Genomic DNA, 19,040 nt, shown 5'->3' with positions numbered 1-19,040 from the left:
TAAGTAAAGTTCTAATTTTATTTGCTAGAATAACACGAACAGCTTCACTAAAATTAGATTTTAGTTTTTCAAAATAAATTTTATCAAACATAAAAACTAGTTTAGTTGAGCTATTTGAACGGTTTCATAACCTTCTGGTTTATTCAAATAGACAACGTCAGATTCTTTTAAGCCATCAATAATAATTACAGAATCGTTATTAGAATCTCCTATTTTAACTTGTTTTTTTGTGACTGAAAATCCAGATTTTTTATAAACATAAGTTATAGAGTCTTTAGAAAAAATGGCTTCTAAAGGAACGCTTAAAACATCTTTTTTCTCGAATGTTATAATTTTGTTAGAGGTCGTCATTCCAGGTCTTATGTTATCATTAGTTTCATTTAATTTAATCATTACCTGAAAAACCTTAATATCTGAACCTCTTTTATTTTCACCAACATTGGCAACATCAGTAACAATGCCTTCAATTTCTATGTCTGGAAAAGCATCAAAACCCACTTTTACAGGTAAGCCTTTTTTAATTTTTCTAATGTCAACCTCGTTTGCGTAAGTTTTAGATTCCATTTTAGTTAAATCAGGTAAACTAGCAACTGTTGGGTCCCAAGGACTTATAGATGATCCTACTTTTTTCTTACTACCATCCCAGTTTTTGAAATAGGTAATCATTCCATTTCCATCAGAATATATTGTAAAAGAGTTTAACAAATCTAATAAATCATTAAGTTCTTTTTTTATTTTAGAAACTTCTGTACCAACTTCAACCATTTTAGCATTGGCTTGTCTCTTTTTTATCTTATAATTTTCTATTTTTTCATTCAAATCTCGCTCAGATTTCTCTAAGTTAATTTCCAATTTTTTAATAGTTGCTGGCGGTTCAAAAGTAGATTGTTTTAATTCTAATTTGGTTTGTTCCATATTAAAACTTAAATCTTTTATAGCATTTCTCTCTTGTTTTAAAGTAAGTGTAGTATCTAATTGTTGTTGGGTATATTTAGATTGTGCAGCTTCTAAGTTTAGTCTAGCGTCAATAATTTGTTCGTTTACTTCAGTAGGATCTAATCTACCAACGTAGTCTCCTTTTTTTACAATTGTACCTTCTGGTACTAAATCTTGAATTTTAATTTCCCTTATTCTAAACTTTCTTAAATTCTTTGGGCCGTCAATTTTTTTTAAGCTTGTAGACTGTGCTTCTCCAGAAGTGATTACTTCACTTACAAAGTTTCCTTTCTTAACCTCGGTAGTAACATACATTTCGCCATCAGATGAAGGTGAAAAATAACTGTAAACAAGGTAAATAGCAATTAATGCAGCCACAGAAATTATGGCAATACGTTTTTTATTCATTAGTTTTTATTTGGTTGATTCACCAAAACTAACAAAAAAAGGAGTGCTAAATAGCACCCCTTATGTTAATGTTTTAAGAAAATTATAATAATTGTTTAGCCTAAAATACTGTTTAACGTTACGTTAGGTCTCATTGCAGCAATTGTTAAATCTTCATTTGGTTGATAATAACCACCAATATTTACAGCATTGCCTTGAATTTTATTTAATTCAGCTACTATTTTTTCTTCGTTACTTGTTAAAGCTTCAAAAATAGTAGTGAACTCTTCTTTCAATTCGATGTTTTTATCTTGATTCGCCAATCCTTCAGCCCAATATTTAGCTAAGTAAAAATGAGAACCTCTATTATCTAACTCACCAACTTTTCTTGAAGGTGATTTATCGTTATCTAAGAATTTATCAGTAGCATCATCTAAAGTTTCTGCTAATATTAATGCTTTTTCGTTGTTGTTTTTGTTTCCTAAATGTTCTAACGAAACTGCTAAAGCTAAAAACTCACCTAAAGAATCCCATCTTAAATGATTTTCTTCCAAAAATTGTTGTACATGCTTAGGGGCAGAACCTCCTGCACCAGTTTCAAACAATCCACCACCATTCATTAAAGGAACAATGGAGAGCATTTTAGCAGAAGTACCTACTTCTAATATTGGAAATAAATCTGTTAAATAATCACGTAAAACGTTACCAGAAACAGAAATAGTATCCTCACCTTTTACAATTCTCTCTAAAGTAAATTCAGTTGCTTTTGTTGGCGATAAAATTCTTAGATCTAAACCAGCAGTATCATGATTTGGTAAGTATGCATTTACTTTTTTAATTACTTCAGCATCATGAGCTCTATTTTCATCTAACCAAAAAACAGCAGGAGTTTGTGAAGCTCTAGCTCTTGTAACTGCTAATTTTACCCAATCTTGAATTGGTAAATCTTTTGTTTGACACATTCTCCAAATATCACCTTCTTCAACAGAATGTTCAATTAAAGTGTTTCCTTCTGTATCAGTAACAATTACTTTTCCATCAGCAGCAATTTCAAAAGTTTTATCATGAGAACCATACTCTTCTGCCTTTTGAGCCATTAAACCTACATTAGGCACTGTACCCATTGTTGTTGGATCAAAAGCGCCATGCTTTTTACAGAAATCGATTGTAGCTGAGTAAATGCCTGCATAAGAGCTATCAGGTATAATAGCTTTGGTGTCTTGTAATTCGCCATTTGCATTCCACATTCTACCAGAAGTTCTAATCATTGCTGGCATAGAAGCATCAATAATTACATCAGATGGCACATGTAAGTTCGTAATTCCTTTGTCAGAATTTACCATGGCCAATGCTGGTCCATTTTTGTAAGCTTCATCAATATCCGCTAAAATTTCAGCTTTTTTCTCTTCTGATACTTCATTAAGATTACTTAATACATTACCAAAACCAACATTTGCATTTACCCCAATTTTTTCGAAAGTTTCTGCATGTTTTTCAAATACATTTTTGAAGAATACTTTTACAGCATGCCCAAAAATGATTGGATCAGATACTTTCATCATAGTTCCTTTCATGTGTAATGAAAGTAAAACCCCTTGAGCTTTAGCATCAGCAACGTGTTGTTCTAAGAAAGTTATTAATGCTTTTTTATTCATTACAGTAGCATCAATAATTTCACCAGCTAATAAATTTAAAGATGATTTTAAAACAGTTTCTGAACCATCTTTGGCAATATGTTTTATGGATATAGTTGTAGGTTTAGCTACAGTAACTGATTTTTCGTTATTAGCAAAATCACCAGCAGACATAGTAGCAACATGAGTTTTAGAATCAGATTTCCACTCGCCCATAGAATGTGGGTTTTTACGAGCGTAATTTTTGATTGCTTTTGGAGCTCTTCTGTCTGAATTTCCTTCTCTTAAAACAGGATTTACAGCAGAACCTTTTACTTTATTATAGCGTTCTAAAATTGCTTTTTCTTCATCTGTTTTAGCATCTTCAGGATAATCTGGAATAGCATACCCTAAGGCTTGCAATTCAGACACAGCAGCTGTTAACTGAGAAACTGAAGCACTAATGTTTGGAAGTTTTATAATATTTGCTTCTGGAGATTTTACGAGTTCACCTAAAATAGCTAAGGCATCTTCTGTTTTTTGATCGTCACTAAGATAATCTGAAAAGTTAGCCAAAATTCTTGCAGCCAAAGAAATATCTTTAATTTCAATTTCTATGTTAGAGGATTTTGTGAATGCCTTTACAATAGGTAAAAAAGAACGAGTTGCTAAAGCAGGTGCTTCATCTGTTTTTGTATATACAATTTTAGCTTTTTTGCTCATTATTATTCGTGTTTTGAGTAGTTTTATGTGTTTTAGCTTTCTATTTACAAGAGTTCATATTTTAGAAAGCGAGCAAATTTATGAATTAAAAGTGATTTTTTTGATGAAAAAATCTTATTAATTAGTGGGTTTTGTTATGATTTTGATAATTGTTGAAAACGATTTCGTAAAAGTGTAAAATAAAAGCCATATCCTGCAAATTTTTGCAATGATATGGCTTCTTTGAAAATAGTTTTTGTACTGATTTACATTGTTGTAAAATCAAATAAAAGAGGTCTTTTATATTTCTTAACTTTAAAGAAATTACAGATTACTAATTCAGTTTAAAACATTCTTAATTTTATATCGGGAATTACAATATTAAAATTTTAGAAATGTTTCGTAGTTGTTTTCAATCTCACTTTTGTTTTTAGTGTACTACAAAAAAAATAAGTTTTAACAATTTTGATTTTAGTAAAACTTTTAAACCTTATATTTCAGATATGCACATTGTATTCCAAAACATGTGTTGACAAAATTTCATACAACCTGTCAATTCTTAATTTGTAGTAATTCGCTAAACTTTAGTCAGATTTCTAACATTAAATAAAGAACTTTACATTTACTGAAGTTTGGAATTTAGCGTATTATCACTTTTGATTCTTATTTCTTGTAAATATCCTATAAAAATAAATGTATTTTATGAATATGAAAATAGTTTAACAATTTAGAAATTAACAGGTTATCAACCAAAGTTGTTAACATTTGTTCATAAAAAAAAAGCATTGTAAAATTTTACAATGCTTTTTTTGTATAAAATAAAGAGATTATCTTCTTTTTTCAGTAATTCTAGCTTTTTTACCAGTAAGACCTCTAAAGTAGTAAATACGTGCTCTACGTACTTTACCTCTTTTGTTGATTTCTATTTTTTGAATAGATGGTAAATTCAATGGAAAAATTCTTTCAACTCCTACAGTACCAGACATTTTTCTGATGGTAAAAGTTTCTGAAGTTCCTGTTCCTCTTTTTTGAATTACAACCCCTCTAAAGAACTGAGTACGTACTTTTTCTCCTTCTCTAATTTCGTAATACACTGTAATGGTATCACCAGCTGAAAATTCTGGTAATTCGTTTTTGGTTACAAATTCGTCTTGTACAAATTTTATTAAAGATTCCATATCTTTTAGTTTAATAGTTTTTCTAAAACAACATTCACGATTTCTTCGTCAGAGGTTAATTTAGCGGTTGCAAAAGTAATACTTTTTTTGATGTGATAAAACTAAATTAAATTATTTTTTATGTTGATAATTAGTACAGTAGTACACCCAAAATTTACGAACTTCTTTTTGATTTAGTTTAATGATAATGGGTTGTAGTTCAGTGATCTCTTTAAAATAATTATCCAAAATTTTTGGGTGTTCGCCTTTTTTATTATCATCTGTAAATCGTTTATCAGAGTCTAAAAAAATAGCGTTTCTAGAATTTAATAGTGCTAAATTATCACCTAAATAATCAAAATGTAATGCTGGTTTTCCAATAATATTTTGCGCATAAACTTTATCTTCCATAAAAAAGTTTAAACAAGCAGCAGTCTTGTAATTATCATCAGAAAACACAAACGTATTAGGATATTTTTCTTGTAGTTTTTTAGTTTCTAAAGCTAGTTTTTTCCATCCCACCCAAGTGTCATCACTTTTAATGGGTACCCAATAAAATACTACTTGTAGGGCTACCAAGACATGAAAAACGATGGCAATAATAATTTGTGCCTTTAATAATTTTTTACTGATAAACATGCCTGCCAAAATAATTCCTGTAATGTAAGAAGGCATCATCCAGTTTAGTTTTACCCAATAAATTGGGGTAAGTAAAAAGAATCCCACAAAAGTAGGAATGAAAAAAGCTAATAAAAACAGGGTTTTTGCTTGTGGAATTTTAAATTTTAAAAGTGCTCTTTTTATGTATTTGTAAGTAAATGTTATAAAAACCAAAAACAATACAGGTAATAACAAAAAGAGTTGATGCCCAATAGCGCCAAAGAAATAGCCAGGGTTTAGTTTAAATTCTGAAATTGAACTTGTTCTTTCTGATGATTGAAAAGCAAATGAGGCAAAATTGTTTTGATAATTCCAATACCAAACAGGAAAAGTAACTGCTACAGAAATTATGATGCTAATCCATAACCAAGGTGATATCAATAATTTTCTGTATTGCTTAGAAAAAAGTAAAAATAAAAGTAAACCTATTTGTAATACTAGTGCTGTGTATTTGCTATTAAAGGCTAGTCCCATTGCGATTCCGCCTAAAATCCAAAACCATTTTTTGTCTTCAAAAATAGCTTTATATAGGCATAACAAACTCAATGTCCAGAATAATAATAAAGGCACATCTGGAGTAGAATTAAATGATAAAATTGAAATGAAAATTGTAGAAACTAATAAAACAAAAGCACGTTTTAATTTTTCTTTGGATAAAAAATAAGAGGCTAATTTATAAAAACTTAAAATGGTAAGTGAAGTTATTACAAAATCTGCAAGTTTGATGACAAAAACAGATTGCCCAAAAATTTCTGAAAAGATGCGTAATATATAGCCAATCATTCCTGGATGATCAAAATAAGACAATGACAAATTTTGGCCATACAAATAATAGTATGCGTCTTGAGGCATTAAGCCCATAAAAGGTAAAAGTATCAATCTAAATAATTGAAACCCTAACACGCAAGAAATGGCTTTGTTTTTTTTTATTATAGTAAGCATTTTAGTCATCAAGCAGGTCTGGTCTTATTTGTTCGGTTCTCTCGTATGCTTTTTCGCTTCGCCAATCTTCAATTTTTGGAAAATTACCTGACAATAAAATCTCAGGAACTTTCATCCCTTCAAAATCTGCAGGTCTTGTATATACAGGAGGAGATAGTAAATTATCTTGAAAAGAATCTGTTAATGCAGATTGTTCATCGCCAATAACGCCTGGTATTAAGCGTACAACAGCATCAACCAAAACAGCAGCAGCGAGTTCACCACCCGTTAAAACATAATCGCCAATTGAAATTTCTTTTGTAATGTATTTGTCACGAATACGTTGATCTACCCCTTTGTAATGCCCCGTTAAAATTAATATATTTTGTTGTAATGAAAGTGTGTTTGCTGTTGCTTGATTTAAGGTTTTGGCATCTGGAGTCATATAAATAATCTCATCATATTTGCGCTCGTTTTGCAGTTTTTTAATACAATTAGCTATGGGTTCTATCATTAAAACCATGCCAGCACCTCCGCCAAATTGTGTATCATCAATCTGTTTATAGTTGCCTAAACCATAGGTACGTAAATCGTGAATTACAATCTCTGTTAACCCTTTTTCTTTAGCTCGCTTTATTATAGAATGGTTAAAAGGACTTTTTAACAAATCTGGAGCAACTGAAATAATATCTATTCGCATTTTGCAAATGTAATTCTTTTCTATTATTTTAAATCAACGGATATATAACGTAAATGGTATAGCGCATTTTACCTCTACTGCTTTTCCATTTTGTTCAGCTACAGATGCCATTTTGGGCAGTAAACTCATAACCCTTTTCACTTCAACATCTATGGCAGGGCTTGGTTGACTTAGTTTTGTGGCTATTTTCGTTGCATTTCCGTTTTTGTCTATGATAAAGCGTATCCAAACCTTTAATTTTCCACGAGCTAGCCCTAATCTATTAGGCAAGTCTGCATTAAATTTTCTAGAAAAATGCAATTGCACATTTTTACTAAAACATTTTTTAATTTCTTGTAAGTTTTTTGAGTTTTCGCAACCTGGAAATAATGGTGCTTTTTCATATCCTAATGTAGAACTTGTATTGACGACTACCTTATCTTGTTTAAATGATAATACTTGGAGGGTGTAGCTATGAACTCCTTTTTTATTGAGGAAATTTAAATTTTCTAAAGGATAGTTTTTGAAGATTTGTTTAATTTTTTTGTCTAGGTGATCTGATCTTGAATTTGTTTTTAAGTTAATGATTTGCTCATTTTTATCTAGCTCAAAAAAGATACTTAATCTATTATGGAGTCTGTTTAAGTTGGCCAATTGCAAATCTGTTTCTGTTAATTTACTTTTCACATAAACCGAAAAATCATTGCTAGGGCTTGGTTTGGTAAAAGTTAAAAAATCAGTATTTGATTCTTTAAACACCGGTTTTTCGCCTTTTTTAAATTTAATTTGAAAGCTGTGCTTTGTTGGGTAAAAAGTGTTGTTTAACGTTGATGGTGTTATATCAAGTGGAAAAGAGCTTAACAGCCTATTGACTTCATTTGTAAAAAAACTTGGAACTCCAGATTTTTTATTAATCAGTTTACCATCTTTATTAATTTCAAAGCTTATTTTTAAATCTACTTCTTGGTTAAAAAATAAGTCGATATCTTTTGTGTTTTTTAAGTTTAGGTCATTTTTAGAATAGGTATTATTTAATAAATTAAAATTTGCGTTTTTATAAAAATACCTTTTTACTGCTAAGTTTAAACAATTTTTAATGTCTTCATAAAAGTCTAAATCTTTACATTCATTACAAATTGATGGTTTTTCTGCAATAATTTTAGAGCTACAATTAAAAATTATCTTTCTTCCTTTTTTACTTATAATTTGTAGATGGTATTTATTGCCAATGTTTAGTGAATCATAACCAATATACTTTTTGTAATATTCTTTAAAAGTGTTTTTAATAGCGGTATAATATTCATCTGTTCCTTTAGCAGATACATTTAATTTATAAGGTTCTCCTTGTTGATTCACATAAAAAGACAATAAAACAATGTTGTCTTTGTTGAAAAACGTTGTGGTTTTAAGCAATTTTTTAGAAACATGTTCTTTAAAGAATAATGAAAGTTGATTCTCTGGGTTGGGGTCTGAGTATTTTTCGTAATCAAACTTTTTAGTTGATTGAGAAAAAACCATTAAAATTGAGAATAATGTAAAAATGGTAATATATTTTTTTTTGCTTTTCATGTTAATTTTTTAAGGGTAAAATACCATTTTTAATAGGGATGTTACAAGTATTAAAATCTCATTATAAAATCAAATATACTTTATTTTGTAAACACTAAAGGCTTACTTTAATTACAAAAATTAATATTCAATATATATTACAATTTCTTTATATAAGGTGTATCTGTTTTTTAGGTTTTTAAATGCGGTGTTAAAACTTTACGATAAAATTTCTGATTGCTTATATTTGTTAGCTATCAAACTTTATACAATGAAAAAAATACGCGTTCTTTTCTTATTATTATCGGTTTCAATTTCTGCTCAAAAGGTAGATTTATCTTATTATTTGCCTAAAAATACAACCTACAATTCAGCTATTCCAACACCAAAATCTGTAATTGGTCACGAAGTGGGTGAGTGGCATATTACGCATGATAAGTTAGTGGAGTATATGAAAGTATTGGCGGCTTCTTCAGATAGAATATCCTTAGAAAATAGAGGTAAAACTTATGAAGATAGGCCCTTATTGTTGTTAACCATAACATCACCAGAAAATCATAAAAATATTGAGGCAATTCGTAAGCAGCATATTGAAGCTACTAATAATAAAACTGTTGATGTTTCTAACAATCCTATTGTGGTTTATCAAGGTTTTTCTATTCATGGTAATGAACCAAGTGGTTCTAATGCAGCTTTGGCAGTAGCTTATTATTTGGCAGCTGCAGATAATATAGACGATTTACTAAAGAACACGGTTATTCTTTTTGATCCTTCATTTAATCCAGATGGTTTACAACGTTTTGCTTATTGGGCAAATACTAATAGAAGTAAAAACATTAACCCAGATCCAAATGACAGAGAATACTCAGAAATTTGGCCAAGAGGAAGAACCAACCATTATCAATTTGATATGAACAGAGATTGGTTGCCAGTGCAATTGCCAGAAAGTACAGCAAGAATTGCGAGCTTTCATAAATGGCTGCCAAATATTTTAACAGATCATCACGAAATGGGTAGCAATTCTAGTTTCTTTTTTCAACCAGGTATACCAAGCAGAACTAATCCATTAACGCCTCAATTAAATCAAGACTTAACCAAAGAAATTGCTACTTATCATGCCAAAGCTTTAGATAAAATAGGCTCATTGTATTATTCAGAAGAAAGTTTTGATGATTTTTATTATGGTAAAGGTTCTACTTTTCCAGACATTAATGGTAGTATAGGAATTTTGTTTGAGCAAGGAAGCTCTAGAGGCCATGCACAAGAAACTGAAAACGGAATTTTAACTTTTCCGTTTACCATTAGAAATCAGTTTACAGCGGCTTTATCAACTTTAGAAGCAGCCAAAAATATGCGCGTTAAAATCTTACAATATCAACAAGATTTTTATGAAGAATCTAGAGAAACAGGCTCAAATAAAGCCATTGTTTTTGGTGATGAAAAGGATGCAGCTAAAAGCTATCATTTGGCAGAAGTACTAAAAAAACAACATATTAAAATCCACGAAATAAAAGCAGATTTTACCGAAAATGGTAAAACCTTTAAAAAAGGATATAGTTATGTAGTACCCATGAATCAAAAGAACCAGCGTTTGGTAAAAGCAATGTTCGATGTTCGTAAAACCTTTAAAGATAGTTTGTTTTACGACGTTTCTGCATGGACTTTTAATCATGCTTTTGGTGTTGATTTTGCCGAAAATGTTTCTTTATCCAAAGCAGGCAAAGAAATTACTGAACTAAAACTAAAAGCAGGAACAGTTTCAACACAAAGTACTTATGGTTATTTAATGCCTTGGAATGAATTTTACACACCTAAAGCCTTAAATACCATTTTACAAAAAGGGATACGTGCAAAAGTATCGATGAAAAATTTTAAGAATGGAGGTAATGCTTATGAATATGGTACTATATTTATTCCTGTTCAAAATCAGAAATTAAATGTTGAAGAGTTGTATCAATTTTTAAAAGAGGTTGCAGCAGCTAGTCATGTTAATTTTACAGGAGTTGTTACAGGTTTAAATGATGGTATTGATTTAGGAAGTCGAAATTTTGAAGCAATTACCAAACCAAAAGTTGCCATGATTGTTGGAGATGGTGTTACAGGCAACGATTCTGGAGAAATTTGGCATTTGTTTGATCAACGTTTTGATATGCATATTACACGTTTAGATACACGTAATTTATCAAGAATGGACATTTCTAAATACACACACATTGTAATACCAAGTAGTCGTTTAGAAAAAAGTGCTGTAGAAAAAATTAAAACTTGGGTTAGAAATGGTGGAGTAGTTGTGGGGTATAAAAACACTGTAAGATGGCTTGCTAGCAACAAAATGATTAATGTAAGTTTTGAAAGTGTTCAAAGAGAACCTATTACAAATGTTTCATTTGAAAACCGTTCTTTACAATCGGGTGCACAAGTAATTGGAGGTGCTATTTTTGAAGCAAATATAGATAGGAGTCATCCTATAAATTTTGGATATAAAAATGATAAAATTGCCTTATTTAGAAACTCAACCATGTTTATCACAGCACATAAAGACAGTTATCAAAATCCTATTCAATATACAGAAAAACCATTATTAAGTGGTTATATTTCTAAAGAAAATGCAAAAGTAATCCCCAATACTGTACCTTTTAAAGCCCAACGTTTTGGTAGGGGTAAGGTTATTGTTTTTACAGATAACACCAATTTTAGGGCTTTTTGGTTTGGTACCAATAAGTTGTTAATGAACACTATTTTCTTTGGTGATAAGATGTAGGGAGGTCTATAAAAATAGATTTTATATTGTATAAAACAACTTTATAATGTTTTTAAAAAAGAGCTGATTCATTTTCAGCTCTTTTTTTACTTGTGTTTTTAATTTTAAATGATATTTGAATTCAGTATTTTCGTATTATTTAGTCGTTAACATTGAATCTAAACTACCCAATTACATATATAAAAGGAATAAGTGTACAAAGAGCTACGTTATTGTACACAGAATTGGGTATAAAAACATGTAACGATTTATTAAATTTTTTTCCTTTTCGATATATTGATAAAACCGAGTTTTATGCTATCAAAGATTTGCAACCCAACTCTAGCGAAGTGCAAATTGTTGGGCAAATTACCAATGTAAAATCTGTAGCTCAAAAAAGAGGCAGTAGGTTAGTAGCTACGTTTCAAGATGCTTCAGGTACCATGGAATTGGTTTGGTTTAAAGGGCAAAAATGGATAAAAGATTCTTTAAAAATTGGAGTTCCTTATGTGGTTTATGGTAAGCTAAATCATTATAATGGGGCATTTAGCATTCCGCATCCAGAAATGGAATTGGTTACCGAATACAAAAAAAAGTTGCAAACCAAAATGCAACCTGTGTATCCATCCACAGAAAAACTCACCAACGCTGGCGTATCTAATAAATTAATGCGCGCTTACATTCAGTATTTATTGCAACAAGTTTATGATGGTATACAGGAAAGTTTATCGCAAGAAATTATTGATGATTTTAAATTGATGAAAAAGCGCGATGCTTTGCTAAATGTACATTTTCCGAAAAGTCAAGAACATTTGGCAAAAGCACAATACCGCTTAAAGTTCGAAGAATTGTTTTTTATTCAATTGCAATTGGTAAGAAAAAAACTCATCAATAAAACAAAAATTAAAGGTTTTGTGTTTGAAAAGGTAGGTGACAATTTTACTGATTTTTATAAAAATAAATTGCCTTTTGAGTTAACCAATGCTCAAAAAAGAGTGCTGAGAGAAATTCGAAAAGATGTAGGTTCTGGAGCACATATGAATAGGTTACTGCAAGGAGATGTGGGGTCTGGAAAAACCATTGTGGCTGTATTGGCCATGTTGTTAGCGATTGATAATGGATATCAAGCTACGATTATGGCACCTACAGAAATTTTAGCCAATCAGCACTATACAGCAGTTTCAGAATTGTTAGCAGGTTTAGATATTAATGTTGCTATCCTTACAGGATCTGTAAAAACTAAAAAACGTCGTGAAATTCATGCGAATTTAGAAGCAGGTTCTTTACATATTTTGGTAGGCACACATGCGTTGCTAGAAGATAAAGTAAAATACAAAAAGTTAGGCATTGCTATTATTGATGAGCAACACAGGTTTGGCGTAAAACAACGCGCAAAATTGTGGAGTAAAAATAAATTGAGCTTATCGCAACCTTCTTCAAGTGAGGAAGCCCAAACTGTGCACAAAAAATATATGACGGCCCGTCCATCAGTTTATAAATTGATGAAAGAATTGCAAAAAAACAGAAAGCAGCAAACTACTGAAGCTGAACAGATGCTGTGGGAACAATTAAGAACTAAAAAATTAGATGCTAAATTTAGAAGACAACATATTGTTGATGAGTTTATTGTGGATTTTATCTGTATCGAAAAAAACTTAATCATCGAAGTTGATGGAAATAATCACAATACCAAAGAACAACAAGAAGCAGATAATTTAAGAACCAAAATACTAAATGACTTAGGATATAAAGTCATAAGATTTACAAATGAAGAGGTTATTGGAGATATAAACAAAGTAATTAAAAGGATTTCCTCAGTTTTGGCTAGCCTCCCTTTTGGGGAGGTTGCAGGGGCTTTACCTCCCCACATTTTAGTAATGACAGCAACCCCCATACCAAGAACTTTAGCAATGTCTGTTTATGGCGATTTAGATATTTCTGTAATTGATGAGTTACCTCCTGGACGAAAAGCAGTAAAAACGGTACATCGTTTTGATAGCAATAGGCTTTCCGTTTTTAAATTTTTAAAAGATGAAATTGCAAAAGGACGACAAGTATATATAGTATACCCATTAATTCAAGAATCTGAAGCTATGGATTATAAAGATTTGATGGATGGTTATGAGAGTATTTCTCGTGAGTTTCCTTTACCAAAGTATCAAATTAGTATTGTACATGGTAAAATGAAACCAGCAGATAAAGACCATGAAATGCAGCGTTTTGTAAAAGGAGAAACACAAATTATGGTAGCAACAACCGTTATAGAAGTTGGTGTAAATGTGCCAAATGCAAGCGTTATGATTATTGAAAGTGCAGAGCGTTTTGGGTTGAGTCAATTGCACCAATTACGAGGTAGAGTAGGTAGAGGTGCAGACCAAAGTTATTGTATTTTATTATCGAGTTATAAATTGTCTGCAGAAGCTAAAACACGTTTAAAAACGATGGTAGATACTACAGATGGTTTTAAAATAGCAGAAGTTGATTTAAAATTACGAGGCCCAGGCAATATTATGGGTACACAGCAAAGTGGTGTGTTGAATTTAAAAATAGCAGATGTGGTTAAAGATTCTAAAATTTTAGTGGCTGCAAGAAATACAGCAATTACTGTTTTACAAGAAGATGCCAACTTATCTAAACCAGAAAATTTACCGATTAAAACTGCCTTTACAGCAATGACACAGACCTCAAAAATTTGGAGTAATATCAGCTAGATTAAAGCAAAAAAATACTCAATAAAAATGATTTTTCATTCTTATTGAGTATTCTAAATTTAATAAATGTTACTAATTATTTAAGTTTTCTTTTTTTCTATTTCCGTTTTTGTCTGAATACCAATCTAATCTTGGGTTTGAAATTACAAAATCATCAAAATTTGGATAGGCTTCTAAAATTGAAACTCCTTCTTTAGCCCATGGTAAATCAACAGGTAAATCGTTAAGTACCCAAGGGAAGTTATTAGAATTTACAAAAAGATTATTTCCAGAAGAATTATCACTACAGTTTAAGAAATTACTAGAATCGTTATACATAGATGGTTGGTTTAAAGCTGGGTAATTGCTATGAAACGCATTATAAACAGGATGTATTTCTTGGCCTAATTCACCATCTTTAAGAATAAACTCGTCATAAGCTCCATCAATATTAGTAACTTTTCCAGAAATTACAGGTATGTTCGCATAATCTTGTTTTACCGTATTTATTATTGCCCCAGTATTATCAGTATAAATAGTTTTAAGGTTGTTAAAAATAAATAAGGTAGTGTTGTTTTGATCGTCATGTAATCTTGTTATTTCACTACTTGCATACGCATCAGTATTATCTAAGGTTAAAGCAGCATTATCATCTTCGTCAACAACTCTTAGTACAAAACTATTGTTAAAATTAGCGCCCATTGCTGGGAATTTATAATCGAAGGCAATTTCAGAAATCTTAGCGTTTTGATTTATCCCTTCTTTGTAGGTGTAATTGTGTACTAAATCATTTAAGTCATAATCACCCATACAAGGGTATAAATCTTCGTATAAAGATGTAAAATAAGTATCTTGACCTTGAGGATAGTTATATGAAGATACATTTGGGTTTGCATCATCTACATCTACACCCTCAATTATTCCATCATTATCATTGTCGGTAGCGTTGTTAAAGCCTGGAGAACAAGCACCAACAGAAATAAACGTATTACAGGTATTGATTACATCATTTTTTCCCATATTCTCTGTATAATAATCAGAGCAAATATCTAAACTACCTTGAAAGGCACTATTTCCGTTAAAGGTAATGTTACCAGTTTCGATAACAGAGTAAGCTTTATCTCCTTTTATTTTACCATTAGACATAATGCTAGCACATTTTAAAATAGAGCCTTCTTGTATTTTGATATCAATATTAGAGTTATTTATCAAACCTCCTGTAATTACGGTGTAAGATGCATTACTAAATTCGGCTTGTTTGTTGTTGATGAAATTTCCAGAAATTATGGTTTTACACTCATTCTCAAACTCGCCTCCATTTACCGTAAAATTACCAGCTACATTCATTTCAGAATTTTCTTTGTTATGTAATTTTCCAGCAGTTGTAAGATGACCTCCAACATTTACAACACCACCATCATTATCAAAGTGTGCATTACTATTTAAGTTTAAAGAACCAGAAATATTAAATACACCTGCATAAACATTTACATCGTTAGAGTCTATATTTAAACTACCAGTAATATTCGTAGTTCCCCAGTTGTCTAAAGCACTGTCTTTGCTCATTCCAAGGTTCACACCGTTAAAAGTACCTACATTATAAACGGTTGAGTTAAAATTACCCGAAAGTTTTAAGGTTCCACCCTCTGCAATATAGATAGTAAGTTGTTTATTGTTATCATTTACATAAGATGGGCTCCATGAACCTCCATCACATATGTAAATAGTTGTTTTTTTATTAATGTTAATACCTTGAGTTGAGGTGCTTGTTATTTTATAATCACCATCATCATTACCTGTAAATTCGTCATAATCATCACAGTCCCAACTTGGTGGATTATCTGAGTTCGATTTTGCACTTATTTTAGAATCTGTAGAGGTTTTGCCTTCTTCAGTGGTAGCTCTTTCTTCGTCTTCTATGCTAATGTTTTGCAATTCAGTAGGGGTAACAAGCCACTCTCTGGTGCCTGTAGCCAAGTCTGCTTGAACTGAAATAAGTTCAACATGGTTTGGTATTTTAAAAATATTACTGATTGATTTTTCTTTGTTGATGAAACCTTCATACAATAATGTATGGGTATCATTTTCAACCTTAAACATTTTAACATTAACCATTTCTGCACGAGAATTTTCAGATAAGTTTATACTCGTGTTTTGTAATGCTAAAGGTCTTAAATCATGACCATCAGGTACTACTAATGTAGTAATATCATCTTGAATGTATTCTACAGTTTCTTCAGGATTGTTTGGAAAATCTGGTGTACAGCTTTGTAATAAAGCTAATAAAATTAGTGATAAGATAAATTTAGTTTTCATAATGGGGATTTTTTTAATGTTAATATTTTGCCCAATGCAAATTTATAGCTTAGGTTTATTGTAGTTAGACCGAATGCGTTTTACAATACATTTATATCGTTTAAATACAATTTCCTTAAGATTAATTGAATTTTCAAAGGCGATTTAAAACCGATAATCTTCTTATTAAATGGTTTGTTGTATTAAATTTTAATTTCTCAAAAAAATATTACCTTATAAATATAATGATTATTCTCATACCAGTGAATGATATTTATCAATTTAGCCATTAACGAACCCTTTAGAATTCTCAGTATTTAATTTTTGAGGCTAAAAAATATATTGTGACTGTAATTAATAATAAAAATATAGTTAGGTTATAATATTAGGATTTGTTTAACTATAGTCTAAAAAGGCTATTAAAGTAAGCCATTGAGTATAGAATTTTGATTATAACCTAATGATGCTTATTTTTACAAAAATTTAATTATTTCTTTGAAAAAAAACATTCAACATATTTCCTTAAGCGTAGTAGTTCTTTTTAGCATTTCTTTTTTTGCTTTTAAGATGTCTGAACCAAAACAAATAAAGGTTGTACCTAAAAAAGTTGTAAAGACGGATGAAAAAGCTAATCTCTTAGTTCCTGTAGAATACTATCCTTCAACAAAAACTAAAAAACTGAATCAAAAATTAGATTCTTTATTAAAACGTATTCATAAAAGACACGATTTTCATGGAGCTATTTTAGTGGCTAAAAATAAAAAGATAGTCTACGAAAATCAAATTGGTTATGCAGATTTTAGAAAGAAAGTGCCCATTAAAAAAGAGTCTGCTTTTCAATTGGCATCTGTAAGTAAGCAATTTACAGCTGCAGCAATAATGCTGTTAAAGGAAAGAAATAAAATACAACTTACAGATACTGTAAATAATTATTTTCCAAATTTTCCGTATAAGAATATTACAATCCAAAACTTGTTAAACCACACCTCTGGTTTGCCAAAGTATTTTTGGATAGCCGAGCACGAATGGAAAGAAGAAAAAGCACCTACAAATACAGATTTAATGAAGGTGTTGCCATTAACCAAAGCACAACGTTTTTTTAAACCTGGCCGTAATTTCGATTATTCGAATACAGGTTATTTTGTTTTGGCTGCTATTGTAGAGAAAGTTTCGGGTACATCTTTTAACCATTTTTTGAAAGAGAATTTTTTTGAGCCATTAGGTATGAAAAACACCTATGTGTATAGTTTTCAGAACGATACTGTTCGAAAAAATCAGTTAATTGGGTATCGTTTATACAGAGGATGGAGGCATTTAAAAATTGGAAGTACTGTTAATGATGCCATTGTTGGTGATAAAAATGTGTATTCCACTCCAGAAGATTTATTTAAGTGGACCTATGGTTTAAATTCAGAACAATTGCTCTCTAAAGCATCTTTAGATTTAATGTACAGTAAAGGAAAAACAATATATGGAAGAAAAGTTCCTTATGGTTTTGGTTTTCGAATGGATAGATTTAACGATAAAAAAATCTATCATTATGGCAAATGGAATGGCTTTAGTACAGCGCTTACCAATTACTTAGAAGATGATTTGGTAGTCATCGTTTTAGAGCATACAAGCTACAATGCAATGAGGTCTTTAAATAAGAAAATTAAGAAAATTGTGAGTCAAAATTTAGAAGTTTAATGGTAAAGACACTTCTGATACTTTTATCAAGAAGTTGAACTGCCGCTTTTTTTGTAATAAAAAATCTATAGATTTAATAAACGCTTTGCAGCATTAAAAGGCGTTGTCTTACCATTTTCTAAATTTTTAATTTCTTTTTCTAAGGCATCTTTTATATTTGATTTGGAATAAAAGTCTGCTTTTAATTGTTGTTCAATGGTTGCTAATAACCAATATTTATTTTGGCTATTTCGTTTTAAAGTAAAGTAATTGTTACTTTTCGTTACATTAAAATATTCTTTAATCATAGCATCCACTTTATCAATTCCAATATTTTGTAAAGCACTTGCAGTAATTACTTTAGGTTGCCAATTACTTTCTTTTAAAGGATATAAATGCAGAGCTCTGTTAAACTCAACCTTAGCTATTTTAGCGTTTTTTTCATTATCACCATCAGCTTTATTAATCACAATAGCATCTGCCATTTCAATAATACCACGTTTTATACCTTGCAACTCATCTCCAGCACCCGCTAATTTTAGAAGAAGGAAAAAATCTACCATAGAATGTACCAAAGTTTCAGATTGGCCAACGCCAACGGTTTCAATTAAAATGGTATCAAAACCAGCAGCCTCACATAAAATAATACTTTCTCGTGTTTTTTGAGCTACACCACCCAAGGAAGTTCCAGAAGGCGAAGGTCTAATAAACGCATTTTTATCAGTAACCAATTGTTCCATTCTGGTTTTATCACCTAAAATAGAACCCTTATTTACAGAACTACTAGGATCTACAGCCAAAACAGCAACTTTTTTTCCTTGTGCTGTTAAATGTTTTCCAAAAGCTTCAATAAATGTACTTTTACCCACACCAGGAACACCTGTAATGCCAATACGTATCGAATTATTTGCATAAGGTAAACAGCGCTCTAAAATTTCGTTCGCTTTTTTTTGATGATTTACGTTAGTACTTTCTACCAAAGTAATGGCTCTGCTTAAAAAAGTAATATTCCCCTCTAAGATTTTTGAAACAAATTCTTGGATA

Annotated in this window: 11 protein-coding genes; 3 read left to right on the top strand and 8 right to left on the bottom strand. The window is 30.6% G+C overall.

Annotated features, from left to right (window positions below; translation table 11 throughout):
* Positions 1–96 precede the first annotated feature (96 nt).
* The 6 genes from ACTG3V_RS12770 to ACTG3V_RS12745 all read right to left on the bottom strand — a co-directional run bounded on the left by ACTG3V_RS12770 (position 97) and on the right by ACTG3V_RS12745 (position 8,624).
* A complete protein-coding gene (locus tag ACTG3V_RS12770; protein ID WP_439132561.1) occupies positions 97–1,344 on the bottom strand; it encodes an efflux RND transporter periplasmic adaptor subunit in 1,248 nt (415 codons plus the stop codon).
* Between the two features lie 95 nt (positions 1,345–1,439).
* Positions 1,440–3,659 carry an NADP-dependent isocitrate dehydrogenase gene (locus tag ACTG3V_RS12765; protein ID WP_439132560.1) on the bottom strand — a complete coding sequence of 740 codons (2,220 nt, stop codon included), beginning with the start codon at positions 3,657–3,659 and terminating at the stop codon, positions 1,440–1,442.
* Between the two features lie 806 nt (positions 3,660–4,465).
* The gene (gene rplS / locus ACTG3V_RS12760) at positions 4,466–4,816 is read right to left on the bottom strand and encodes a 50S ribosomal protein L19 (RefSeq protein WP_439132559.1); all 351 of its coding nucleotides are present in this window, start codon (positions 4,814–4,816) and stop codon (positions 4,466–4,468) included.
* 111 nt (positions 4,817–4,927) lie between these two features.
* The gene (locus ACTG3V_RS12755) at positions 4,928–6,397 is read right to left on the bottom strand and encodes an ArnT family glycosyltransferase (RefSeq protein ID WP_439132558.1); all 1,470 of its coding nucleotides are present in this window, start codon (positions 6,395–6,397) and stop codon (positions 4,928–4,930) included.
* Between the two features lies 1 nt (position 6,398).
* Complete coding sequence (gene trmD, locus ACTG3V_RS12750) at positions 6,399–7,076, bottom strand: tRNA (guanosine(37)-N1)-methyltransferase TrmD (RefSeq protein ID WP_439132557.1); 678 nt, start codon at positions 7,074–7,076, stop codon at positions 6,399–6,401.
* 33 nt (positions 7,077–7,109) lie between these two features.
* Positions 7,110–8,624: an energy transducer TonB gene (locus ACTG3V_RS12745; RefSeq protein ID WP_439132556.1), complete on the bottom strand. Its 1,515-nt coding sequence runs from the start codon at positions 8,622–8,624 to the stop codon at positions 7,110–7,112.
* Between the two features lie 250 nt (positions 8,625–8,874).
* Here ACTG3V_RS12745 and ACTG3V_RS12740 point away from each other — a divergent pair, with 250 nt between their 5' ends.
* Both ACTG3V_RS12740 and ACTG3V_RS12735 read left to right on the top strand, forming a co-directional pair.
* Positions 8,875–11,364 (top strand): M14 family zinc carboxypeptidase, encoded by a 2,490-nt coding sequence (locus ACTG3V_RS12740; protein ID WP_439132555.1) that lies wholly within the window; start codon positions 8,875–8,877, stop codon positions 11,362–11,364.
* A gap of 152 nt (positions 11,365–11,516) precedes the next feature.
* Positions 11,517–14,054, top strand: a complete 2,538-nt coding sequence (locus ACTG3V_RS12735) for a DUF559 domain-containing protein (RefSeq protein ID WP_439132554.1) — start codon at positions 11,517–11,519, stop codon at positions 14,052–14,054.
* Positions 14,055–14,126: 72 nt separating this feature from the next.
* Here the strand turns inward: ACTG3V_RS12735 and ACTG3V_RS12730 are convergent, their stop codons facing one another.
* A complete protein-coding gene (locus ACTG3V_RS12730) occupies positions 14,127–16,349 on the bottom strand; it encodes an LruC domain-containing protein (RefSeq protein WP_439132553.1) in 2,223 nt (740 codons plus the stop codon).
* Positions 16,350–16,823: 474 nt separating this feature from the next.
* Between ACTG3V_RS12730 and ACTG3V_RS12725 the strand changes: the two genes are divergently transcribed.
* Positions 16,824–18,017 (top strand): serine hydrolase domain-containing protein, encoded by a 1,194-nt coding sequence (locus ACTG3V_RS12725; protein WP_439132552.1) that lies wholly within the window; start codon positions 16,824–16,826, stop codon positions 18,015–18,017.
* Positions 18,018–18,082: 65 nt separating this feature from the next.
* Here ACTG3V_RS12725 and meaB read toward each other — a convergent pair.
* The coding region (meaB, locus tag ACTG3V_RS12720) for a methylmalonyl Co-A mutase-associated GTPase MeaB (RefSeq protein WP_439132551.1) at positions 18,083–19,040 on the bottom strand (958 nt) is incomplete at its 5' end.

It is taken from the genome of Polaribacter sp., assembly GCF_965660385.1.
Lineage (GTDB): Bacteria > Bacteroidota > Bacteroidia > Flavobacteriales > Flavobacteriaceae > Polaribacter.
This window is presented reverse-complemented; position numbering and strand designations above follow the sequence as displayed.

What these genes read in the sequence shown, in the direction of transcription:
- ACTG3V_RS12740 (WP_439132555.1), top strand. Translation starts at nt 8,875, where the DNA reads ATGAAAAAAATACGCGTTCTTTTCTTATTATTATCGGTTTCAATTTCT.
- ACTG3V_RS12755 (WP_439132558.1), bottom strand. Translation starts at nt 6,397, where the DNA reads ATGCTTACTATAATAAAAAAAAACAAAGCCATTTCTTGCGTGTTAGGG.
- ACTG3V_RS12730 (WP_439132553.1), bottom strand. Translation starts at nt 16,349, where the DNA reads ATGAAAACTAAATTTATCTTATCACTAATTTTATTAGCTTTATTACAA.
- trmD (WP_439132557.1), bottom strand. Translation starts at nt 7,076, where the DNA reads ATGCGAATAGATATTATTTCAGTTGCTCCAGATTTGTTAAAAAGTCCT.
- rplS (WP_439132559.1), bottom strand. Translation starts at nt 4,816, where the DNA reads ATGGAATCTTTAATAAAATTTGTACAAGACGAATTTGTAACCAAAAAC.
- ACTG3V_RS12745 (WP_439132556.1), bottom strand. Translation starts at nt 8,624, where the DNA reads ATGAAAAGCAAAAAAAAATATATTACCATTTTTACATTATTCTCAATT.
- ACTG3V_RS12770 (WP_439132561.1), bottom strand. Translation starts at nt 1,344, where the DNA reads ATGAATAAAAAACGTATTGCCATAATTTCTGTGGCTGCATTAATTGCT.
- ACTG3V_RS12765 (WP_439132560.1), bottom strand. Translation starts at nt 3,659, where the DNA reads ATGAGCAAAAAAGCTAAAATTGTATATACAAAAACAGATGAAGCACCT.